Origin of the sequence: Solidesulfovibrio sp., assembly GCF_029978005.1 — a bacterium.
Taxonomy (GTDB): domain Bacteria; phylum Desulfobacterota; class Desulfovibrionia; order Desulfovibrionales; family Desulfovibrionaceae; genus Solidesulfovibrio.
This window is the reverse complement of the sequence record NZ_JARKOZ010000123.1, coordinates 20,665-42,302: the sequence shown is the minus strand read 5'-3', so window position 1 is coordinate 42,302 and position 21,638 is coordinate 20,665. Positions and strand designations below refer to the sequence as shown.

The 21,638-nt window shown below is 62.5% G+C and carries 20 protein-coding genes and 1 pseudogene; 20 read left to right on the top strand and 1 reads right to left on the bottom strand.

The window, feature by feature from the left end; all coding sequences use genetic code 11:
• Positions 1-266: 266 nt before the first annotated feature.
• The 6 genes from Q1K70_RS14220 to Q1K70_RS14195 all read left to right on the top strand — a co-directional run bounded on the left by Q1K70_RS14220 (position 267) and on the right by Q1K70_RS14195 (position 6,218).
• Positions 267-1,232 (top strand): LysR family transcriptional regulator, encoded by a 966-nt coding sequence (locus Q1K70_RS14220; protein ID WP_300160859.1) that lies wholly within the window; start codon positions 267-269, stop codon positions 1,230-1,232.
• Positions 1,233-1,331: 99 nt separating this feature from the next.
• A complete protein-coding gene (locus Q1K70_RS14215) occupies positions 1,332-1,646 on the top strand; it encodes an NIPSNAP family protein (protein WP_300160858.1) in 315 nt (104 codons plus the stop codon).
• 1,312 nt (positions 1,647-2,958) lie between these two features.
• Positions 2,959-4,230, top strand: a complete 1,272-nt coding sequence (locus tag Q1K70_RS14210; protein WP_300160856.1) for a glycosyltransferase family 2 protein — start codon at positions 2,959-2,961, stop codon at positions 4,228-4,230.
• A 321-nt stretch (positions 4,231-4,551) separates the two neighbouring features.
• Complete coding sequence (locus Q1K70_RS14205) at positions 4,552-4,848, top strand: transposase (RefSeq protein ID WP_300160854.1); 297 nt, start codon at positions 4,552-4,554, stop codon at positions 4,846-4,848.
• 173 nt (positions 4,849-5,021) lie between these two features.
• Positions 5,022-5,363 (top strand): transposase, encoded by a 342-nt coding sequence (locus Q1K70_RS14200; RefSeq protein WP_300160852.1) that lies wholly within the window; start codon positions 5,022-5,024, stop codon positions 5,361-5,363.
• Between the two features lie 318 nt (positions 5,364-5,681).
• Entirely contained in the window at positions 5,682-6,218 is a 537-nt protein-coding gene (locus Q1K70_RS14195) for a hypothetical protein (RefSeq protein WP_300160851.1), read from the top strand.
• A gap of 199 nt (positions 6,219-6,417) precedes the next feature.
• Here the strand turns inward: Q1K70_RS14195 and Q1K70_RS14190 are convergent, their stop codons facing one another.
• Complete coding sequence (locus Q1K70_RS14190) at positions 6,418-7,167, bottom strand: sulfite exporter TauE/SafE family protein (protein WP_300160849.1); 750 nt, start codon at positions 7,165-7,167, stop codon at positions 6,418-6,420.
• 430 nt (positions 7,168-7,597) lie between these two features.
• Between Q1K70_RS14190 and Q1K70_RS14185 the strand changes: the two genes are divergently transcribed.
• From Q1K70_RS14185 to Q1K70_RS14120, 14 genes and pseudogenes are all read left to right on the top strand, one after another.
• The gene (locus Q1K70_RS14185; protein ID WP_300160848.1) at positions 7,598-8,611 is read left to right on the top strand and encodes a LacI family DNA-binding transcriptional regulator; all 1,014 of its coding nucleotides are present in this window, start codon (positions 7,598-7,600) and stop codon (positions 8,609-8,611) included.
• Positions 8,612-8,683: 72 nt separating this feature from the next.
• Positions 8,684-9,160 (top strand): annotated as a pseudogene (locus tag Q1K70_RS14180) (NAD(P)-binding domain-containing protein); the annotation flags it as partial.
• Between the two features lie 6 nt (positions 9,161-9,166).
• On the top strand, positions 9,167-9,577 hold the full coding sequence (locus Q1K70_RS14175) for an NAD-binding protein (RefSeq protein ID WP_300160909.1): 411 nt from the start codon (positions 9,167-9,169) through the stop codon (positions 9,575-9,577).
• A gap of 1 nt (position 9,578) precedes the next feature.
• The gene (locus Q1K70_RS14170; RefSeq protein WP_300160846.1) at positions 9,579-11,537 is read left to right on the top strand and encodes an alkaline phosphatase family protein; all 1,959 of its coding nucleotides are present in this window, start codon (positions 9,579-9,581) and stop codon (positions 11,535-11,537) included.
• A 111-nt stretch (positions 11,538-11,648) separates the two neighbouring features.
• Entirely contained in the window at positions 11,649-12,794 is a 1,146-nt protein-coding gene (locus tag Q1K70_RS14165) for an ABC transporter substrate-binding protein (RefSeq protein ID WP_300160844.1), read from the top strand.
• A gap of 132 nt (positions 12,795-12,926) precedes the next feature.
• Positions 12,927-13,769 carry an ABC transporter permease gene (locus tag Q1K70_RS14160; protein WP_300160842.1) on the top strand — a complete coding sequence of 281 codons (843 nt, stop codon included), beginning with the start codon at positions 12,927-12,929 and terminating at the stop codon, positions 13,767-13,769.
• A complete protein-coding gene (locus tag Q1K70_RS14155) occupies positions 13,766-14,578 on the top strand; it encodes an ABC transporter permease (RefSeq protein WP_300160840.1) in 813 nt (270 codons plus the stop codon). The genes Q1K70_RS14160 and Q1K70_RS14155 overlap by 4 nt, the downstream gene beginning before the upstream one ends.
• Positions 14,554-15,315: an ABC transporter ATP-binding protein gene (locus tag Q1K70_RS14150; protein WP_300160838.1), complete on the top strand. Its 762-nt coding sequence runs from the start codon at positions 14,554-14,556 to the stop codon at positions 15,313-15,315. Before Q1K70_RS14155 ends, Q1K70_RS14150 begins: the two co-directional genes overlap by 25 nt.
• Positions 15,316-15,399: 84 nt before the next feature.
• Positions 15,400-16,152: an ABC transporter ATP-binding protein gene (locus Q1K70_RS14145; RefSeq protein WP_300160836.1), complete on the top strand. Its 753-nt coding sequence runs from the start codon at positions 15,400-15,402 to the stop codon at positions 16,150-16,152.
• Positions 16,153-16,223: 71 nt separating this feature from the next.
• Positions 16,224-17,651 carry a lactate racemase domain-containing protein gene (locus Q1K70_RS14140; RefSeq protein ID WP_300160834.1) on the top strand — a complete coding sequence of 476 codons (1,428 nt, stop codon included), beginning with the start codon at positions 16,224-16,226 and terminating at the stop codon, positions 17,649-17,651.
• A gap of 956 nt (positions 17,652-18,607) precedes the next feature.
• Positions 18,608-18,838, top strand: a complete 231-nt coding sequence (locus Q1K70_RS14135) for a hypothetical protein (protein ID WP_300160832.1) — start codon at positions 18,608-18,610, stop codon at positions 18,836-18,838.
• 249 nt (positions 18,839-19,087) lie between these two features.
• A complete protein-coding gene (locus tag Q1K70_RS14130; protein ID WP_300160831.1) occupies positions 19,088-19,249 on the top strand; it encodes a hypothetical protein in 162 nt (53 codons plus the stop codon).
• 616 nt (positions 19,250-19,865) lie between these two features.
• Positions 19,866-20,258 carry an SH3 domain-containing protein gene (locus Q1K70_RS14125; RefSeq protein WP_300160829.1) on the top strand — a complete coding sequence of 131 codons (393 nt, stop codon included), beginning with the start codon at positions 19,866-19,868 and terminating at the stop codon, positions 20,256-20,258.
• Between the two features lie 251 nt (positions 20,259-20,509).
• Positions 20,510-21,013: a hypothetical protein gene (locus Q1K70_RS14120; RefSeq protein ID WP_300160827.1), complete on the top strand. Its 504-nt coding sequence runs from the start codon at positions 20,510-20,512 to the stop codon at positions 21,011-21,013.
• Positions 21,014-21,638: the final 625 nt, after the last annotated feature.

The window sequence follows — 21,638 nt, the reverse complement described above, 5'->3', positions numbered from 1 at the left end:
AGGGGCGATGCGGGCGGGAGGGAAGGGCAATGAAGCGGCTGCTTCATATTATGCATAACGAGCATCGAAAAAGACAATGGTGCGAGACCTTGTCGCAGTTTGCTTTATAGGATAATAAGGCAAAAGTTAAATATATCAGCTTGTTGGGCAAAACGCTTCTTTCGTGCCGCCGCGACGGATTTCCGCTCGGAGGGCGGTCCGGGAGCAGCCGCGCGGAGGATTTCCGTCCCGAGGCCTGTAGCTTGTAAATCAGCGGGGGGGTGGATATGCATCACCTTGTCGACCTGTCCAAGCTCAATCTCAATCTCTTGATTTCGCTCAAGGCCCTTCTTGACGAACGCAACGTGAGCAATGCGGCCGTCAAGCTCAACCTGACCCAGCCGACCATGAGCCGCAACCTGGCCAGCTTGCGCGAGTATTTCCAGGACCCCCTGCTCGTGCGTTCCGGCAAGGAATACATCCTGACCTTGCCGGCCAAGTGCCTGAAGGAAAAACTCGATTTTGTCCTGGACGGCATCGATTCCCTCTTCTCGAATTTCTTTCAGCCAGGGATGCACACGCGAGAGTTCATCTTGTCGGCTCCGGACTACGTCGTGCAGTACGTGCTGTGCGACGTGCTGACCTTTCTTCTCTCCATGGAAAGCAAGCTCCAGTTCACCATCCGCAACTGGGACGCCGCGGCCAAGGAACAGATCATCTCCGGGGAAATCCATCTGGCCATCAGCATCGACAACAAATTTCCCGGCAACATGTACCAACGGGTGGTGGACGAAGACCGGCTGGCCGTGGTCGTCCGGCGCGAGCATCCCCTGGCCCGCAAGGAGACGTTCCGGGTCGAGGACTTCATCGCCTATCCGCAGGTGGTGGTCGTGACCGGAGGCGGCTGGAACGAGATCGTGGACAAGCCCCTTCGCGAGATGGGGTTCAAGCGCACGGTCAAGCTGACGGTCAATTCCTACGGCGCGGCCTTCGGCGTGGTGCGCCAGACCGACCTGATCGCGGTCATCCCCTGGCACGTGGTCCGCAACAGCCGCAACGAGGACAGTCTCGTCGCCCTGCCCCTGCCCTTCGAGGCGTCCAAGGTGAAGATCTCCCTGTGGTGGCACGAGTGCTTCCAGAACGATCCGGCCCACAAATGGCTGCGCGAGGAGCTCTTTCCCAAGATCCTGCGCCATCCCAACCAGCTCGGCCTGTCGGCCAGCCACATGGAGATGCTCGCCAAGACGCTGTAGCCCGGCCTGGCGCGTCCTGGCGGGTCGCGGCCCAAGGCTTGGCAAGGGAATGCGCCGATCGGACGGTTCAAGCCAAACGCGATACGAGGAGTCGGCATCATGTATTTCGAAATGCGGACCTACACTTTGCGCCCTGGCGTATTGCAGCAGTACCTCGACGTCTTCGAATCTACCGGCCTGCCCATCCTTTCCCGGTACGCCAGGCTCGTCGGGTTCTGGTACACGGAGATCGGGGCATTGAACCAGGTGACGCACATCTGGGCCTACGAAAGCCTGGACGACCGCACGCGAAAACGGGCGGCCCTCTACGCCGACCCGACATGGCAGGCCGAGTTCCTGCCCAGGGTCATGCCCCTGCTGGAGAAGCAGGAGAACAAGATACTGCGCGCCGCTTCGTTTTCCCCGATCAAGTAGCGCGGCCCGTCGCCGGGGGGGGGCGTTCCCCGAGTCCTGGGCCCGCAGGCCGGCTAGTTTGCCCGGCAGCGGATCGAGCCTGTCATGGAGGGCTCCCCGGCCGACGCTGTTTCCCTACGCCTGGTCATGGGACCACCCCGCAGTTTTGCGCTCGAAGATGTTCGGGCCACAGAGGAACGCACTTCTGCGCTGGCCCTTCAAGAGGGACCGGCCACGGCGGAGCACTCGGCAACACCTGGGGACCAAGCGTCCATGGGCTCGGCCAGGTCGCATCGACCGGAAGCATGCGCGCTGCGGACACTCCATGCGAACAACCCGGCATGGAGGAAGGTCTTGAACGGGCAGGCGTCGAGCGACGCCCCCCCGGGCTCGACATGGGCCCGGCAAGCCGGTTCGCGACCGCGGCACGGGCAGCGCCATCGGACGCCAGCGCAATGGTCGACAGGGACATCCCCTCGACCGTTCGCCACGTCCAGTGGAGCATCACGACAGGCCGCGATTCGTTCATTCCCAAAATCCGAGAATACAGGTTCGTATCCTTGACGGTCACCTTCCAGGCGAGACCCTCTCCCGTCATTTGCCCGCGGAGAATTCTGCCGCACCAAATCATCGAATTGGGCCTTGCGAATCCCACTTGCGCGGCATTGAAGTTTATTATAAATACTGAGACTTATTTACACTCGTCAAAACTCCAACCAACTCTGTCGTCGATGAAGCACATGTAGAAAGCAAACACAGCGACTTGGCCGAGCGTCATCAATTCAAATCCATTCCAGCTTCCAGGACAAGACGAATGCGACAGGATTTCAGCTCGCCACGGTTCACTCATGGTGCGATACGACACCGACGGCCCGTCCCAAACAATCAGAGAGCAAATTCCATAGCGCTGGCAGGCCTTTTTGAAGACACGATCTTTGAAGAACATTATCCGACGGGCCTTGTCGAGGCTCGCCGTCTTGCCAAGCAAATGATTTCGGACGACACGGGATAAATTATTTGTATCTATCGAGCGACATATCGGGCCTCAAATCGATGCCGATCCGCGCTCGACTGCACGGCAACAGCTGGCGCCATTGACTTACGAAAGCATCTATAATGCTATGCCGGATAGCACATGGGAACATGGCGAACGTCACGGTGCTCGAGATTGACTGGACAACGGGAGATCGTTGTGTGAGCAGGCGGGGATGAAACCGTTCAAATAAAGTCTGACAGGCAAGACTGAACTTGAGGCAGAGAACGGCGTACGAATCGTCTGTCGTTTGAAAATAACTCTATCTACTATATGGCCGTTTGAAAAAGTAATACTTGAATGAAAATGCTGACACTTATTCCTAACAGACCACTTGTTTCAGTTGTCACGCCTTCATTTAACCAAGGCGAATATATAGACCAAACTATAGAAAGCGTACTAAGCCAAAACTATAGCTTGATAGAGCATATTGTCATGGATGGCGGCTCAACCGATCAATCCATAGAAATTCTATCGCACACAGAAGCTCCATGGCCCAAAATATTTCGCTGGACATCTCAGCCGGATGGCGGGCAGGCCATGGCGATAAATCAAGGTTTTTGCACGGCCAAGGGGTCCATCCTGTGTTGGTTGAATTCGGATGACATCTTATTGCCTGGTGCCATATCGCAAATTGTTGCCTATTTTTCGACGAATCCTGACCACATCATGGTCTACGGCGATGCGATGTGGATCAATGAAGCAGGCTTGGCGCTCGGAGCCTACCCAGTCCGCCCGCCCGGGGAAGCATATGCCCTGCGCAATGGATGCTTCCTCTGTCAGCCGGCTGTTTTTTTTCGTTCCGACATCATCCAAGAGATAGGTTTGCTGGACCCCAGTCTCGTCACAGCTATGGACTATGATTATTGGATCCGTGCCTTCAAAACCTTTCCCGACCGCATAGGCTACATGCCGAAATGTTTGGCGCTCTCCCGTCTGCATGACGACTGCAAGACTGTTGCCCAGCGAGAACTTGTTTTTTTAGAAAGCATGGCGGTTGTGAACCGTCACTTCTCAAACACTCCAGTGGATTGGATAGTTTCTTATATTGAAGAAACACTTGAAAAACAAAAACAAACAAGAGAATTCTATACAAAACAAAAGGCACTCGGCTTAATCAAAAAAGCCATGCGCTATTATGACAAAAAAGAAAGAGCCGCCATCAAGAGCATCCTTCGGAAAGATCGCCGCCTGGCATTGAACTCTGATTTTCTGACTGTCGATGTAACGAACGACGGCTGGACAAGCACGCGCTGCATCATAGTCGTAAAAAAGAAATGTCACTTCAATACCATTCACTTTTCTATTATGCACGCGCGCCCTATCGACATGCCGCTAGCAATAACTATTCACAGCAATGGAAGGCTGTTGGCAAATTACAATTTCTCTGGAAACGGAGAATACTCTCTAAGCATTCCTTTGGAAGGAATAACACGAGATGGTGAGACGACAACCTTCGAGTTGTCCTGCGACTCAACTTTCATTCCCTCGGAGATCGATCCATGTTCAACAGACAATCGCATCCTGGGAGTCGTGATTCGTGACATTCAATTACAATATAACGAGGTATAGCTTCCAAAACTTTACCATGGCGTCACATAAACGATGTTTCGAAAAATGCTCTCCAGACTAACACAATTTTCTTTATTGCCCTCGGACTTACTAGCAGACTGACGATGGAACGACCAGCATGGATTGAAGAGCACATGAGGGCTATCCGTATCGCCGGCTCGATCCAGGATGACATCAATTGTATTCCAGAAATAGGGGGAAACTCCGGGATACTGCCACCAACGCCTGCCGAAAGGGGATGTATACGAGACATAGCTGGCAGAGTCTGTAACCAAATCCGTGTAAGCATCCGCTAATGGGCGAAAGTCCCGGCAGCTTTTCGTGCTGCTCAACCGTGACAAGCTTGCCAGGATGATGCTCGGGGGAGAGATCACCAGCCAGGAGGACCTCAATGGCGTTCTCCGTTCGATGATCAAGGGCGTGGTCGAGACGGCTCCGGGAGCCGGGATGACCGGCTTCGAGAAGCGCATCCTTTCCATGTATGCCAAGGGGATGAGCATCGCTGATAACCAGCACGAGGCCAAGGGAATCTACAACCACGACATTTCGCCCGAGACGGTCAGTCGGATCACCGACGCCGTCATCGACAAGGCCAAGGAATGGCCGAACCGGCCGTAGGAGCCGGTGTACGCCATCGTGTTCATGGACGCGCTGTTCCTCGAGTTCCGACGGGATGGCCGGGTCAAGAACGTGGCCGCCTCCCTGGTGGCGGGCATCGACCTGGAGGAACGCAAGGAGGTTGCATTTGCCTGCGCTCGATCTACACGGCTCCCACGGAGGACGCAGGCCTCATGGCTCTGGCCCAATTCGAGGAAACGTGGGGGCAGGAAATACCCGCATGTGATCATGTCCAGGAAGCGAAAGAGGGACGACTGGCCACTCTCTTCAAGTATCCTGATGTTCTGAGACGGCTGATCGACGCCACCAATTCCATTGAGAGCCGCAACAGCCGGGCGAGAAAGACCATGAAGGGCAAAAGCGTCTTTCCGACCGATATCGCCCTGTTCAAGGCGCTCCATCTCGCAGTCACCAAGGCCTCGAAGCGATGGACCGTGAGAACGAGGAACCGGTCGGAGATCATGGCCCAGCTTTCGGTCTCCTTCCAGGACAGGTTGAAGGACTACTTCTGCTGAAACGTCAACAGGGGGGTTTACACCGTTTTCGGCCCCTCTCCCAAACGGCCTTCAAGGCGGCATGGGCGTCCACCGGGACCATAGCTAAACCTCGCCGCCAACCTGTCCGACCGAACCGGGCCTCTTCCGGGTCAGGGCCAGAATGCACATCGTCGAAATGCCTCGTCTCATACGGTGATTCTCCTTGGGAAAATGGCGTCGATGCGTCGGCGACCCAGGAAAACGCCTGTCGCGCGACATGCAAGGGACACGGCCCTGCGCCGATGCGGCGCGGCATGCTGGAGCCGCTGCAGGGAGGGGGAGCGTGGGTCGCGCCGCATGGGCGCGACAGAAGGGCAGACTGCGCGATGGTTACGACGAGGGGCGACGGACCGGCCAGGAAACCGCTTCGCCGCAACGCCGAACATGGGAGCCTCCGACCCGGAGGCGTTGGCGCATTCATGGCCGACCTCGGCGCGACGGCGCGGCATACGCTATTCGCATCTGCCCACGCCGTCGGTGGAGCCCAACGGCGTCTGGGTGCAAAACGTGCGCTTCATCAGCGAGGCCCTGGGAGGCCGGCAGGCCAACTGCGTGGAGGGGAGTTGCCTGCTTGCCTCAGTATTCGCCAAGATCGGCCTGGAAACGTCGCTGGTCCTGTTGCCCGGGCACATGCTCGTCGGCGTCTCGCTCGACCCCGCTGGCAAGCGGCAATTGTATCTCGAAACCACCATGCTTGAGGATTCCACTTTCGAGGAGGCGGCCTCGGTCGGCGAGAAGGAGTTGGCGGCGGCGTATGAAACGGCGCGCAAGACCGGCGTCATGCCGATACCGGACAGCGACGCGGCGCGCCAACAATTTTTCCAGACCAAATAACCCACGGACGACATGCCGCGGAAAAGCTCCGGCGCGGCAATCTTCTCTTGCCAGGGCAATCGCGAGGGCGATTTCGCGTTTTCGGGCAGCTCACGGCCTTTTTCGACAGGTTGCCAACCGCGCCGTCAACCTGTCCCACCTGCCGGCACCATCTCAGGGCCATCCGCACCCGCGCGCCTGGCGGCCTGGCGCGACCGTGCTACGATGAGAGGAGCGCGCGCAAGCAACCATACGCCCCCACGAGCAGGCAGATGGAGGCGACCAGGCGGCGCAGGCGCTGGGGCGACACCAGGGGGAACAGGCGGATGCCGACGACGAGCCCGAGGATCTGCACCACCGTGATCCAGGCGACCACGGGGAAATCGACCACGCCGTAGAACAGGTTGCCAAGTGTGCCGCAGGCCGCGACGGCCACCTGCAACACCTGGCCGGCGGCGATGGAAAGCAGGGGGGGAAAGCCCAGGGCCACCATGATGGGGATCGACAGGACCGGGCCGCCCGCGCCGGTCAGCCCCGAGAAGAAACCCACCACCGAGCCGATGCCGACCATGATCGCCTTGTGCCGCCTGCTCGCCGGGTCAAACCGAAGCAGCGCGCCGGCCTTGGGCGGAAAAAGCGCCGAAGTCCCGGCAAAGACGATCAACAGCGACAGCACCAGCTGCAACAGGGCGACCGGGGCGTAGGCGTTGGCCACGGCCCCGAGCGGGCTGGCCACGGCGGCGCTCGCGGCCAGGGGCAGGGCCGGAGCCCAGTCTATGGCCTGACGCCGCTGCTGCAGCCAGACCGCCACGGCCCCCACGAAGAAGAAACTGCACAAGGCGGTCGCCATGGCGGCCTGCACGGAAAGCCCGGCGGCGCTCCGCAGGACGGGGATGACCAGGATGCCGCCCACGCCGGTCAGGCCGGTCAGCACGCCGACGACCAGCACGGTCGCCGCCAAAAGCCACATGGTCCGCCTCCTGGCTGGCATTTCCCGGAGCCGTCATTGCTCCGACCGTCACTGCAATCGCTTTCATTCCGCAACGGCCGGCCCCTGTCAAGGGCCCGCATCCCCCGGATGCCGGTCTCTCGGCCATGCTCGCCCCGCCAGGCGCAGTTGGCCGGTCGCCGGCCGACCGGAAAGGCATTTCACCATTATTTGTGCAACAGGCATGTCTAAAACATGATTACCAAAAGAAAACGTGACATGAAAGAGATACTTTTATAAATTTCGTATGAACTCAGGTGTTTGCGTGCTTTTTCTTGACAATTCGTCCGGGCTGGATGAAATCGGTTTCATTCAATGCGTTCTTCCGGCAACGTCAGCAAGGCCGCATGGGAAATACGCCGCCGCACACGCGCCGGCCAGCCCATGCCGACAACGAGGCACAGGGAGTCACATGGCGCAGATCACCATCCAGGACGTCGCCCAGATGGCAGGAGTCTCGCCGGCCACCGTCTCCCGGGCACTGCACTCCCCCCACCTCGTCAGCAAGGCGACCCGGGAGAACATCGAACGCATCATCCGCGAAAACAACTACATTTACAACGCCGCCGCCGCCGACCTCTCCCGGCGGAAATCCTCGGTCATCGGCGTGTTCATCCCCACCACCGGCGGCACCGTCTTCGCCAGCACCGTGGGGGCCATCGAGGAATACGCCTACGAACGCGGCTTCCCCGTCATGGTCAGCAACACCCGCTACGATCCTGAAATCGAAGCCGTGCTGCTGCACAAATGCCTGGAGCGCCGCATGGCCGGCGTCATCCTCACCGGCTACTGCCAGGCCAACGAGGAGCTCATCCTGTCCATGGCCGAAAAGGGCCTGCATTGCCTGGTCGCCTGGGAAATCCTGCCCGAAACCGTCCCCTTGAGCTACGTGGGCATCGACAACTACCAGGCCGCCTTCGAGGCCACCGACTACCTGCTGGAACTCGGACACCGCCGCGTCGGCCTCATCGTCGGCCCGCGCTCGGGCATCCTGCGGGCCAGGCGGCGCTACGACGGCTACGCGGCGGCCCTGGAGGCGCGCGGCATCCCCTGCGATCCCGCGCTTGTCATCGAGCGCCATCCCACCATGCTCAACGGCAAGGAGGCCATGTCCCGCCTGCTGCGCCTGCCCAAGCCCCCCACGGCCGTGTTCGCCGCCAGCGACTTCATGGCCATCGGCGCCATGGCCGCCGTCCGGGAGCGCGGCTTGCGAGTGCCCGAGGACATTTCCCTCATGGGCTTCGACGACATCGAATTCACCAACTACACGTCCCCTCCCCTGACCACGGTGCGCGTCCCGAGCTGGGATATCGGCCATCTCGCCGTGAGCCTGCTCATGGACATGATCGAATCCGGCGACGGCGTGCCACGGAGGTTGTGTCTGGATACCCAGCTGATGCTGCGCAAGTCCTGCAGCCAGGCATAGTCCGGCGCGCCGTGGGGAAGGCGGGGCGTCGGGCGCAGGGCCGGCACGTTCGCCGGCGACGATGGAGCACAGAGGATCGCTATGAAAACCGTAGGCATTGTCGGCACCGGAGTCATGGGGCGCGCTGTCGCCGCGACCTTCCTGGAACACGGCCTGGCCGTCCACGGCTACGACGCCTTCGCCCCCTGCGTGGCCAAGGCCGCGGCACTCGGCGTGACCATGCACGAGAGCCTGGAGGCCCTGGCCCGGGCCAGCGGCTGCATCATCCTGTTCCTGCCGGGGCCGGCGGAGATCGCCGCCTGCGTGCTCGGCACGGGCGGCCTGCTGGAAGCGGCCGCGCCCGGAACCGTGATCGTCGACATGTGCACGAGCGCCCCGGAAACCACCCGGGCCATGGCCGAGGCCGCCCTGGAGTGGGAGGTGGCCTACCTGGACGCCCCGGTGCTCGGCCGCCCCGCCACCATCGGCAAATGGGCCCTACCCGTGGGCGGCGACGCCGAGGCCTGCGCCCGGGTCGAGCCGCTGCTTCGCCTCGTCGCCGCCCACGTCGTGCACATGGGCGACAGCGGCGCCGGCCACAAGGTCAAGCTCCTCAACCAGATGATGTTCGGCGCCATCAACGCCATGACCGCCGAGATGATGGCCGTGGCCGAGAAGGTCGGCGTCGCCCCGAACCGGCTCTACGACGTCATCACCGCCAGCCAGGCCGGCACCGTCAGCAACCTCTTCCGCGAACTCGGCCAGCGCGTGAGCGACGAGCGCTACGACGACCCCACCTTCACCGTGGCCCTTTTGGCCAAGGACGTCCGCCTGGGCGTGGAGATGGCCGAAGGGGCCGGAGCGCCGCCGCTTCTCGGCCGCGCCGTGGACTTCCTCAACCGGACCTCCTGCGCCCAGGGCTTCGGCGGCGAGGACACCTCCGTCATGTGGAAATGCATGGGCAACCTCTGGAAGGGAGGACACTAGCATGGCCCGGGCGAAAAAACTCCTCATGCTCGGCGTCGACGCCGCCCTGCCCGATTACGTCAAGCGGTTCGCCAAGGAAGGAAGCCTGCCCAACATCGCGCGCCTCATGCAAGGCGGCTTCAGCACGCGCGTCATCCCCACCTTTCCGCCGCTCACCGCGGCGGCCTGGTGCGCCATCGTCACCGGGGCCGGCCCCGGCACCTGCGGCATCCCGAGCCTCATGGTTCGCATGCCCGGCGAGGCCCTCGACTCCTGGCAGACCTCCTTCGACAAGCGCCTGCTCCTGGCCGAGACCCTCTGGGAAAGCGAGAACGCCGTGGGCCGCCGGGTGGCCCTGGTCAACTGGCCCGTCACCTGGCCCATGAACCTGGCCGAGGAGCACGGCATCCAGATCGCCGCCTCGCTGAACCCTCCCTTCCGCTATTTCTACATGCCGCTTTGGGACGTGGCCGGCAGCGCCGTGTTCTCCACGGAAAAGCTCCCCTGCGACCAGGTGCCCGGCCGGGCCGTGCAGGTCGCGCCCGCGCCGGCGGCGGGCTGGACGAACCTTCCCCCGAGCGCCCTGCCCCCCCTGGAATTCGCCATCGACGTGCCCCCGGTCTACGCCAACGGGCCGCGCTACCAGGTCGCCCTCACGGCCGGCGCGACCGGCGGCTACGACACGGCCACCATCGCCCCGGCCAAGGACGCGGCCGCGGCCGTGGCCGTGCTGTCCCCGGGCGGCTGGAGCGGCTGGATCGAAGAGGATTTCACGGACAAGGACGGCAAGCCCCGCCGGGGCCGCTTCCGCCTCCACCTGGCCGCCCTGGACCCGGACGCCAAAGCCTTTCGCCTGTACGCCAGCGCCGTCAACAGCGCCGAGGCCTACACCCTGCCCCCGTCCATCACGCCCGAGGTCGAGGCCATGGCCGGCCCCTACATCGAGGTGGACGACCCCTGGTCGTTCATGGACGGCTGGGTGGAGCTGCCCACCTACATGGACCAGCTGCGCCAGCTGGCCGACTGGTGGGCCGGGGCCACGAAGTACGCCCTCGGGCGCGCCGACATCGACTCCGTCTACGCCTGGGTCGGCACCGTGGACCACCTGCAGCACGTCATGTACGGGGCCCTGGACCCCACCTCGCCCCACTACGACCCCGAGCGCCTGGAGTATTGGACCGATGTCCTACGCCAGGGCTACGCCCAGGTGGACGACGCCGTGGGCCGCATCCTCAAGGACGTGGACCTCGACGAGACCCTGGTGGTCCTGGTCTCGGACCACGGCTTCTCCGCCCTGGCCTCGAGCCCCTACATGAAGAAGTTCCTCAAGGAGGCGGGACTGCTCGCCTACGAGATCGACCCCGCCACCGGGGAGATGGTCGTGGACTGGAGCAGGACCAAGTGCTTCCCCCTGGAGCCCTGCCACGCCCACCTCTTCGTCAACCTGCGCGGCCGCGATCCCCATGGCTCGGTCGATCCGGCGGATTACGAGAAGGTGCAAAACGAGATCATCGACGCCCTGCTCGCCTGGCGCGACCCGGACACCGGCGAGCGCGTGGTGGAGGTCGCCCTGCCGCGCCAGCTGGCCTCCCAGTTCGGCGTCTACGAGCGCAAGGGCTTCGAGCGCGTGGGCGACGTGCTCTTCGCCATCCGCCGCCGCTACATGAACTGCCCCTTCGTCTACCGGGCGGCGGTAAAGTACCGCGACGGCACCGAGCGCATCGTGGAAAGCCCGGAGATGTTCGAGCCGGCCGTGCTCGGCCGCCATTTCACGGGCGTGCACACCGCCCTGCCCCACGAGCCGGACATGCACTGCCTGCTCGTCGCCCACGGCCCGGGCGTGGCCCCGGGCGAGCGCGACATCCCGGCCAACATCATCGACATCGCCCCGACCCTGGCCGCCATCCTCGGCGTGCCCGCCCCCAGGGACTGCGAGGGCAACGCCATGAGCGGGGCCATGGCCCCCGGAAGCGACGGATAAACGGCCCGCCGCAGCGGGCGACGTCTGGCAATGGCAACGAACGGCGCATCCCCGGACGCGGGGCCTGTCGGCGCGCCATCACGACGAGCGAACCCGAAGAAGGAGGCAACGATGACAAGAACACACCGTTTCCTGACCATGGTTCTGTGCGGCATGCTGACGCTGACCTGGGCCTGCGCCGGCGCCTTTGCCGCCGACCCCGCGGCGGAAGGCGCCAAAACCACCTTCGGCCTCAAGCCCTTCGCCAAAAAGCAGGTGCTGCGGGTTGGCTTCTTCGCCGGTTCGCCCTTGTCCATCCCCTTCTACATCGCCGACAAGGAAGGCTTCTTCAAGGAGCTCAACATCGAGCTCAAGTACGAGACCTTCACCAACGGCCCGGCCATGATGGAGGCCAACGCCAACTGGGACATCGCCGGCTGCGGCCTGGGCGGCCTTTTGGCCGGCATGGTCGGCTACGACATCCGGGTCATCGGCATCTCGGACTACGAAAAGAACCTGGCGCTTTTCGTGCGCCCGGGCAGCCCCCTGTCCAAGGACATGAAGAACCCGGACAACTGGAAGGGCACGACCTGGCTCTATCCCCTGGGCACCACCGCCCAGGCCACCCTGGTGGCGGCGCTCAAAAACGTCGGCCTGGGGCTTAAGGACGTCAAATCCATCAACATGGACGTGGCCAGCGCCCTGACCGGCTTCATGGGCAAGCAGGGCGACGGCCTGGCCGTGTGGAACGCCATCGCCTTCACCGCCGACGACAAGGGCTTCGTGCGCATCGCCGACGGCCGCAACCTCGATGTGGTGGCCCCCTGCGGCACCCTGGCCACCCAGACGTCCCTGAAAGAGAAGAAGGAACTGCTCACCACCGCCTACCTCGTCTTCCACCTCACCTGCCAGTGGATCAAGGCCAACGACGCCAACCTCAAAAAAGCCGCCCAGCACTTCCTGGAAAGCTGCCAGGACGAGGGCATCGCCTGCACGCCGAGCATCGCCCAGCGCGTCATGGAGTGGTTCGCCGGGCCGCCGCTCAAAAAGTCCATCGACATCATGACCGTGGCCACCACGGACGAGAGCGGCCCCTACAAGGGCGTCCCCCTCACCCAGGCCGAGCGCGAGATCTTCGCCGGCATGGACTTCTTCATCTCCCAGAACAAGTACTCCGGGGAGGACAAGGAGAAGATCATCAAGAACCACCTGATCGACCCGGCCATCGCCGAGGCGGCCAAGCAGGTGATGCAGGCGCAGGGGCTCGCCGCGCAGTAGCCGCGAAGGGCCCGGCAGGGGGCGCATCGCGCGTCCCCGCCGCCGAAGGGTCGCCCGGCGACCACGCGTCCACCCAACCATCCGGCCTCTCCCGCGACTAGGCGCGGGAGAGGCGCAGGGGGCAATACGGCCATGACACAACCACCGTCCACGGCACGGCTCAGCGAAGCCGAACGCGTCGCCCTGGTGAAGCGCCAGAAGAAACGGGACAAACGCACGGCGACCGCGCTGTCCGTCCTCGGCATCCTGGGCTTCCTGCTCCTCTGGCAGGCCATTGCCGCCTCCGGGCTGCTCTCGGAACGCTTCCTGGCCTCGCCCCTCGAGATCGTCGGCCTGTTCTTCGTCAAGCTGGTCGATCCGAGCCCCGACGGCGCGGTGCTTGGGGTCAACATCCTGTCGAGCCTGACCGTCGCCCTCACGGGGTTCGGCCTGGCCATCGTCATCGGCATCCCCCTGGGGCTGCTCATGGGCTGGTACCGGGCCTTCGACAGCTTCATGCGCCCGGTCTTCGAGATCATCCGGCCCATCCCGCCCGTGTCCTGGATTCCCCTGACCATCGTCTGGCTCGGCATCGACCTCAAGGCCAAGGCCTTCATCGTGTTCTTCGCCGCCTTCGTGCCGTGCCTGATCAACGCCTACACCGGCATCCGCCAGACGAACCCCGTGCTTATCAACGTGGCCAAGACCTGCGGCGCGTCCAACTTCACCATCTTCTGGAAGGTGGGCTGCCCGTCGGCCATGACCATGGTCTTCGCCGGCATCCGCGTGGCGCTCGGCAACTCCTGGGCGACCCTGGTCGCGGCGGAGATGCTCGCGGCGGACAGCGGCCTTGGCTACATGATCATCATGGGCCGCCAGTTCGCCCGGGCGGACATCGTCATCCTCGGCATCGCGGTCATCGGCGTCATCGGCACCCTGTTCGTGGCGCTGCTCAACGTCGTGGAAAACAGGGTCCTGGGGTGGAAGAAGCAATGAACCAGCCAATCGTGATGAGCGACATGGAACGCCGCGAGCTCCTGTGGAAGCGCATCCACAGGGTGCTCCCCTTCCTGTCCCTGGGGCTTTTGCTGGCGCTTTGGGTGTACGTCTCCCAGGGCGAGAACGCCCGGTTCCCCTCGCCCGGGGCCACCTGGGACCGGTTCCTCCTGATCATGCGGCACCCCATCAAGGGGCTCACGATCTTCGGCCACGTCTGGGCCAGCCTGCAACGGGTGTGCATCGCCCTGATCTGCGCCTGGCTGTTCGGCATCGCCTTCGGCATCCTGACCGGCTGGTACAGGAAAAGCGACTCCCTGCTCACGCCGCTTTTCACCGCCTTCCGCTCGGTGCCGCCCCTGGCCTGGATCCCGCTGATCACCATCTGGTTCGGGCTGGGGGAATTCCCCAAGATCCTGCTGGTCTTCATCGGCTCCATCCCGGCCATCGTGGTCAACACCCACGCCGGCATGCGCTTCGTCCAGAAGATCTACCTGGACGTGGGCACCATGTTCAACGCCAACGCCCGCCAGAAACTCTTCAAGATCGCCATTCCCTCGGCCCTGGACGCCATCTTCGCCGGCATCCGCACCTCCACCAGCGCGGCCTGGATGGTGGTGCTCGCGGCCGAGATGCTCGGCGGCAAATCCGGCGTGGGCTTTCTCATCATCCGGGGCATGGACTCCCTGGACATGCCGCTGGTGCTGCTCTCCATGATCTTCATCGGTCTGGTCGGAGCCCTGCTCGCGATCATCACCCAACTTACGGAGCTGCTGCTGTGCCCATGGACGCGAAAACAGTCAAACTGAGCCTGCGCCACATCTGCCAGAGCTACGTGGTCGGCAACGCGGTGCGCGACGCCGTGGTGGACGTCAGCCTCGACGTCTTCGACAACGAGTTCCTCGTCATCCTGGGCCCCGGACAGTGCGGCAAGAGCGTGCTGCTCAACATCGTCGGCGGCCTGGAACGCCCCATCGACGGCGGGGTCTTTCTCGACGCCTGCCGCATCGAGGGCAGCGACCCCCGCATCGCCATGGTCTTCCAGAAGCTGGCGCTCATGCCCTGGAAGACCGTCCTCGACAACGTGGCCTTCGGCCCGCAGATCGCCGGCACGGACAAGGCCGTCTGGCGCGCCGAAGCCCAGAAGTACATCGACCTGGTCGGCCTGCAGGGCTTCGAGAAGAGCTACCCGTTCGAGCTCTCGGGCGGCATGAAGCAGCGCGTGGGCATCGCCCGCGCCTACACCGGCAATCCGGAGATCCTGCTCATGGACGAGCCCTTCGGCCAGCTCGACGCCCAGACGCGCTACGCCATGGAGGACGAGATCCAGCGCATCTGGCAGCAGGAAAAGCGCACCGTGCTCTTCGTGACCAACAACATCGAGGAAGCCGTCTACCTCGGCGACCGCATCGTGCTGCTCTCCAACGGGCCGGCCCACATCAAGGAGATCTACGAGATCGGCCTGCCGCGCCCGCGCCACATGACGGACCCGGACTTTTTGGCCATCCGCAAGAAGATCGCCGACAACATGGATCTGGCGATCTAGGGAGGCGAGAACGCCATGCCCCGGACAGACCTTCGCCATAACGATCAGGCGCGCCAAGGCGCGTCGTCTTCCATGGAGCGCCGCATGAGCACCCCCGACAGCGACATCAAGGTCGAAGTCAGGAACCTGACCAAGTACTTCGGCCGCCTGCACGTCCTGGACGACATCTCCTTCAACATCAAGCGGGGGGAGTTCGTCTGCGTGGTCGGCCCCACGGGCTGCGGCAAGACCACCTTCCTGAACCTGCTCACCCGCATCTACAGCCCCACGCGCGGGGACCTTTTCATCGACGGCGAGTCCGCCGACCCGAAAAAGCACAACCTGGCCTTCGTGTTCCAGGAGCCCTCGGCCTTCCCCTGGCTCACGGTGGAAAAAAACCTGCGCTTCGGCCTGGAGATCAAGAAGCTGGCCAAGGACGTCATCGACGAGCGCGTGGAGATGATCATCAAGATGCTCGGCCTCCAGGACCTGCGCGACCGCTACCCCCACCAGCTCTCCGTGAGCTCCGAGCAGCGCATCATCATCGGCCGGGCCTTCGCCATGCACCCGGACCTGCTGCTCATGGACGAGCCCTACGGGCAGATGGACGTCAAGCTGCGCTTCTTCCTGGAGGACGAGGTCATCCGCCTCTGGCAGGAGCTGGGCACCACCGTGGTCTTCATCACCCACAACATCGAAGAGGCCGTGTACATGGCCCAGCGCATCCTCATCCTTTCCACCAAGCCCACGACCGTCAAGGAGGAGGTGGTGGTCGACCTGCCGCGGCCGCGGCGTTTCGACGATCCCGACTTCGTGGCCATCCGCAACTACGTGACGGAAAAAATCAAGTGGTGGTAGCGCAGGCCCCTGCGCGCCGCTTTGGCATCGGCAGGCTTCTTGCCGGACAACGCAAACCAAGGTGACTGGTCATGCAAGACGTTTTGTTGGACTACGGCGATACGAAAATGCGTGTGGAACTGCCGGACGGCGCGACCGTGCTGCGTCTGGCCGAAGTGGACACCGATCCCCCCGCCGTGGACCCGGCCGCGGCCACGCGACGGGCCCTGGCCAACCCCCTGGGCACGCCGCCCCTGCGCGAGCTGGCCAAGCCCGGCCAGAAGGTGGTCATCGGCTTCCCCGACCGCGTCAAGGGCGGAGCCGGGCCGCAGTGCCACCGCAAGGTGGCCATCCCCATCATCGTCGAGGAACTGCTCGCCGCCGGCGTGCGCCTGGAGGACATCACCCTGCTGTGCGCCCCGGGCCTGCACCGGCACAACACCCTCGAGGAGTGGAACTGGTACCTCGGCAAGAAGATCGTGGACATGTTCTGGCCGGACAGGCTCCTCAACCACGACGCCGAATCCCCGGACATCGTGGACCTCGGCCGCGACGCCATGGGCAACATCGTGCAGGTGAGCCGGCTTCTGGCCGAGGCGGATCTCCCCATCGTGGTCGGGCACTGCGCCGGCAACCCCTACGGCGGCTTTTCCGGCGGCTACAAGATGCTCGTCACCGGCCACACCACCTGGCGCTGCATCAGTTCCCACCACTGCCCCAAGACCATGCACCGCGACGACTGGCTTGGGGCCTCCCCCCATTCCCATCAGCGCCACCAGTTCCGCTCCATCGGCGAGGCCATTGAGAAAGGCATCGGCAAGAAGATCTTCGGCGTGGACGCGGTCATCGGCAAAAGGGCGCAGGTCCTGGACGTGCAGGCCGGCCTTCTGGGCGAAATCGAAAAGGCCACCTGGCCCCTGGCGGAAAAACGCACCAACTACGCCATCGACATGGCCGAGCCGGCCGACGTGCTCATCATGGGCGTGCCCCGCAACTTCCACTACGGCCCGGGCATGGGCACCAACCCCATCCTCATGAGCCTGGCCATCGGCGGCCAGCTCTCGCGCTGCTGGGGGGCCTTCCGCGAGGGCGGCGTCATCATCGCCGTGTCGGTGTGCGACGGCTGGTTCAACGCCAACTGGTTCCCGTCCTACGAGGAGACCTACGAGGCCCTGCAGAAGTATTGCACCCCGGCGGAATTCCTGGCCTCCCAGGACGCCGACGCCCTGGCCGCCCACCCCGAGTACTGCTACAAGTACTCCAATTACAACACCTACCACCCCTACCACGCCATGTCGATGATCAGCGGCGGCAGCGTGCCCGCCCTGCGCACCAGCGCCGTGTACGTGGCCGGGGCCAAGCAGCCGCGCTTCGCCCGCGGCATGGGCTTCACCCCCACCGCCACCTTCGAGGAGGCCATGGCCCGGGCCAAGCGCCACGTGGGGGCCAACCCGCGCATCCTGTGCACGCCGGACTGCTTCACCGGCGGCATGGGCGTGCATCTGCACCTTAAAAAGTAAACGCCGTTTCGACGCCGGTTTCCTCGGCAAAAGGAGCGCGGTGCGAATCCGCGCTCCTTTTGTCCTCTCCATCCTCTCGCCACGCGGTGCCGCATACCGGGCCCCTGCCCGACGAGCGGTGACCGTGCGTCATTCTCGCAGGTCGCTCCCCCGCTTTTTCGTCGGCCCGGCCGACATGTCGCCCCCCGCTGTCCACAGGCAAAAAAAGAATGGGGCAGCCGACTCCGTCTGTCCCCTTGAAATCCCTTCCGGTGCGCCCGCGGCCCCCCCCCCCCGGCCGTCTGCCTGGACGGCCATTCCGCGCACTCCTACATATTGAATTTACTAAATAATTTTTTATGTTGGACGACATTTGCCGACAGCCCCTGTCTGATGATGCATAAAAACGATTCTCCAGAGACTCTTGCGATTGTCGCACGGGCCACGTTGAAAATACCCGTGAAGCTTGCATGGCCAAGCCAGCGAAATACTGCTTCTTGGATTAAAAGTATTACTTTATGGGTTCTGGCAATGACAGTCTCCATTCACCTCAAGTAAAGTCAAGTATTGGAACATGCATCGAGTCCTCGGCATAGCAAGCACAACTTGTCGAGCAACTTTTTACTCACTCAAATCGTTACTCTAAAAAATCTACTAAAATTTCCTTTTGTATATTTACTTTATGACGCCCCAAGAAACAAAGATGTCTGACGTACTTGAACTTGGCGAGAGTTCCCACCAATAAGCCGAAAGTCGTATTTGACTCTATTCGGAGCATCAGGGCGACAACAACAGACTTGATTTTCAGACGAATCCATGACGCAAAGAACCGTCTTTTGAGTCGACCGTATCTGATAACTGTTTGCCGTGCCACGATAGTTCTTATATTTATCCAGTCAGCGCGTGTTACAAATCAGGGCGCATGATGGCTCTGAAGCAAGATCACTCGCAAACAGTGATCCAAGGACAGCGCCCTCATGAAAATAAAGCGCTTCGCCCTGGCTGTCGCATTCCTTTCTATCGCGGTCCTCAGCAGGCCCGTGTCGTCCGGCGCGACCGGATTGTTCAACCAATATGCAGGGTTCGGCGACAGCACCTTGGACAGCGGCTACTTCCGCTACAATACGACAGGCAGTGCGACACAGGATGCGGAATCGCCGCCGCCGTGGCGGCCGGAGCCAGCGGTGCGTTCGTCGGGCCAGGCGTGATGAATTCCACGATGCTGGCGGCGCGGTTCGGCCTGAACGGCAGGCCCATTGGAGGCGGCGGTTTCAACTTCGCCAACGGCGGGGCCTTTTCCGCGCCGCTGCGCGCTTCCGACAACGACCCCGCTCTTTCCGGCGTGTCTGCGCTGACGAACGTGGCCACCGATCAGCAGATCCAGAACTATCTGGCCTCCGTCGGCGGGCCGCAAGGTCAAGGACGCCCTCACTTCGACCACTGCCCCGGCCTACTTCATGGCCGCCGCCCCGGTGAAATCCGACTGGGCCACGGCCTGCGTGGGCACTTCCTACAAGATCAGCGAACGGGTGATGGTGCGGGGCTCGGCCTCGGCCATGGCCTTTGATTCGCAAACCGTCAGCTACGGCGGCGAGGTGGGAGTCAGCGTCAGTTTTTGACTCCCCCTGAATTGTTGCGGGCCTCCCCGCCCCGGCCCCCCCCTTGTTGCCGACAGCTTTCGCTCTTCGCCCCAGCGTCGAGCCCCGCATCCTGTTTTCCATCCAACATCTCGCTTAACTTCTTAGATTTTTTATCAATCCGGCTCCAGGTCATCCTGCCCGGTCATCCGCACGGACAAGGGGTCAGGCAAAAACAGCCCGTCCCCTTGACGTCGCCTGCCCGATGGCGGCCATGGCCTCCCGCAGATTGGGCTCAACGACAATCATACACCGGACGTCATGCCAAGGCATGGAACGGCTCATGGGAATGCATGGCCACACTTTTGCCTCGACCAAAGGCGGAAACAGCTTTGCAGCATGGATGCATGACTATCACCCGCGGGAATAAAAAGATTAAATCCTATATGTTCGCCACGACTTCAATTTCATCAACAATTGCTTACTGTTGTTTAAAATCCGGCCTGCCGGATACGTTTGAAGTCGGAAATTGGAACAATAGACGTTGACGGACAAGAATTGAGGAGTATAACGAAAATAGCGTGGGGTCCTCTCCCTCGGGGAGCAGGATCGACACTGCCGCCCGCAGGCCGGCGCGGCTCAACATGAAGGAGTTGTTATGAATACCCGCCTCGTCTTTCTGATGTTTGCCCTTATGCTCTTGTCGGCCTTGATCGTTGCTTTCACCGCCGTGGCCCAGGCCCAGATGGCGCCGCAAAGCATGCAGCAAAATCCAGCGAGGACTCCCATGGGGACCCCGCCCATGGTCATGAGTTCGCAGCAGCAGGCCATATTGGCCGAGGCCTGGACGTTGACCCCTCAGGCGACGGCCCGGGCCAGCATGACCGACCTGCCCCTTCGCAACTGCGAAGGGCTGTATTGCGGCGTCCTGGCCAAGATGCCGCTCGGAACCCCGGTTGAGATCCTGGTCAACGACCTCGAAGGCTGGGCCTTGGTGCATGTGCCGAGCCTCAACATGTATGGCTGGGTCAACACCAACAACATCTTCTGACCTTCCGACGTCCCGAGGCCGGGCGACGGCCAGTCGTCCGGCCGTTTCATTTCCCCCCAGACGAGCCACGAGAACGTGCACACCAGGCGACTGGGCTCCATGTGGAATCCGCTGTCCGAGGCGGCGCGACGTGAGCGCGGCCTTCACGAGCTGCTGCCGCATATCGAGAAGGAATGCGCCCCGACGCCGCTCCCGGCCCACACGCCGGGGCGGTGGCCTGATCGGAAAGCGGGCCAAGCCGTTGCCTCTTCGTGAATACGAACGCCGCGGGCAAGACCGAGGCCGCCCGGCTCGCCGCCCACGCCCTCATGGCCCGCGGCGAGGCCGAGGGATTTGGCATCAGGCTGCCCACCATGACCACGGCCAACGGCGTGCATGTCCGGCTGGCGAGTTCGTACCGGGGACTTTTCGAGGAGGCCGAAAAGAATGCCCCGTCGCTCATCCAGGCCACGACGCGCGTGACATATGCGACGCGTTTCCGGGCAGCATCGGCCTGGAGTGGGCCGAGTCCAGCGACTGCGACGAGGAAGGAGTCGACGACGTCCGGGAGTCCCGGCACGTTTTGCGCCGCCTGGCTGGCGGCCGACCCCAGGAAGGCGCTGCCGGTCTCCTGCGGCGTGGGCCTGCTGGATCAGGCGCTGCTTGCCGTTTTGCCGGTCGAGCACCAGTGTCTGCTGCTGCTCGGCCTTGACGACAACGCCCAGATCGCCGACGAGGTCCATGCCTCCGCCACCCACGCCAAGCGGTTTTCTTGAGCGCCTGCTACCACCTTCACTCCGGCTCTTGGCGTCAGCCGCCATCCTTTCGTCCCCTCTGCCGCGTCGCATCCAGCCGCGGCTGGCAACGACCATTGGCCAGGGGAGCCGGAGGATTTGCGGGCTACGATAAATATCTCCGCGACCTAGCGTCCGCTGCAGCCGCTTCTGATGGTCTCGCAATTATTGACGCATGTCTGGTACGTATACGCTTCCCGGCGAGACAAGCCTTGGCAGCCGGACATGCACTTTTCGTACTGGCTGGCGCATGACTCTTGCGAATAAGCCGGCATCATATCCCTGTAGGGCGCCCTTTCGTAGACAATGACTTGGGATTCAACGCTCCGCCCAGGCCTTACGTCTTCGATATAATACATGCGACCGGACTGGTCCCGAGTGTAGAGCCTCTGGTTCTCATCAAGGGAATAGGGTCGATCGTCGTCTTCAACATAGTAAAGAATGCCGTTCGGACTGATCGGTTGCGCCACCTGTCTGGTCACGAGGTGCATTCCGCCCCTGCTATCGACGTAATAGTCTTGTTGTGAATCGGTTCGGACAAATCTCCTGACGCTGGTTGATTCTGGAACGTACCCCTCCTGACGGAAAGAGGTTTCGTACCGTCTGT

Excerpts from the sequence above, each read along its gene's own strand:
- Q1K70_RS14165 (WP_300160844.1), top strand. The coding sequence starts at position 11,649 with ATGACAAGAACACACCGTTTCCTGACCATGGTTCTGTGCGGCATGCTG.
- Q1K70_RS14140 (WP_300160834.1), top strand. The coding sequence starts at position 16,224 with ATGCAAGACGTTTTGTTGGACTACGGCGATACGAAAATGCGTGTGGAA.
- Q1K70_RS14155 (WP_300160840.1), top strand. The coding sequence starts at position 13,766 with ATGAACCAGCCAATCGTGATGAGCGACATGGAACGCCGCGAGCTCCTG.
- Q1K70_RS14185 (WP_300160848.1), top strand. The coding sequence starts at position 7,598 with ATGGCGCAGATCACCATCCAGGACGTCGCCCAGATGGCAGGAGTCTCG.
- Q1K70_RS14175 (WP_300160909.1), top strand. The coding sequence starts at position 9,167 with ATGGGCGACAGCGGCGCCGGCCACAAGGTCAAGCTCCTCAACCAGATG.
- Q1K70_RS14220 (WP_300160859.1), top strand. The coding sequence starts at position 267 with ATGCATCACCTTGTCGACCTGTCCAAGCTCAATCTCAATCTCTTGATT.
- Q1K70_RS14135 (WP_300160832.1), top strand. The coding sequence starts at position 18,608 with ATGAAAATAAAGCGCTTCGCCCTGGCTGTCGCATTCCTTTCTATCGCG.
- Q1K70_RS14130 (WP_300160831.1), top strand. The coding sequence starts at position 19,088 with ATGGCCGCCGCCCCGGTGAAATCCGACTGGGCCACGGCCTGCGTGGGC.
- Q1K70_RS14200 (WP_300160852.1), top strand. The coding sequence starts at position 5,022 with ATGGCTCTGGCCCAATTCGAGGAAACGTGGGGGCAGGAAATACCCGCA.
- Q1K70_RS14125 (WP_300160829.1), top strand. The coding sequence starts at position 19,866 with ATGAATACCCGCCTCGTCTTTCTGATGTTTGCCCTTATGCTCTTGTCG.
- Q1K70_RS14190 (WP_300160849.1), bottom strand. The coding sequence starts at position 7,167 with ATGTGGCTTTTGGCGGCGACCGTGCTGGTCGTCGGCGTGCTGACCGGC.
- Q1K70_RS14150 (WP_300160838.1), top strand. The coding sequence starts at position 14,554 with ATGGACGCGAAAACAGTCAAACTGAGCCTGCGCCACATCTGCCAGAGC.
- Q1K70_RS14145 (WP_300160836.1), top strand. The coding sequence starts at position 15,400 with ATGAGCACCCCCGACAGCGACATCAAGGTCGAAGTCAGGAACCTGACC.
- Q1K70_RS14160 (WP_300160842.1), top strand. The coding sequence starts at position 12,927 with ATGACACAACCACCGTCCACGGCACGGCTCAGCGAAGCCGAACGCGTC.
- Q1K70_RS14195 (WP_300160851.1), top strand. The coding sequence starts at position 5,682 with ATGGGCGCGACAGAAGGGCAGACTGCGCGATGGTTACGACGAGGGGCG.
- Q1K70_RS14215 (WP_300160858.1), top strand. The coding sequence starts at position 1,332 with ATGTATTTCGAAATGCGGACCTACACTTTGCGCCCTGGCGTATTGCAG.
- Q1K70_RS14170 (WP_300160846.1), top strand. The coding sequence starts at position 9,579 with ATGGCCCGGGCGAAAAAACTCCTCATGCTCGGCGTCGACGCCGCCCTG.
- Q1K70_RS14210 (WP_300160856.1), top strand. The coding sequence starts at position 2,959 with ATGAAAATGCTGACACTTATTCCTAACAGACCACTTGTTTCAGTTGTC.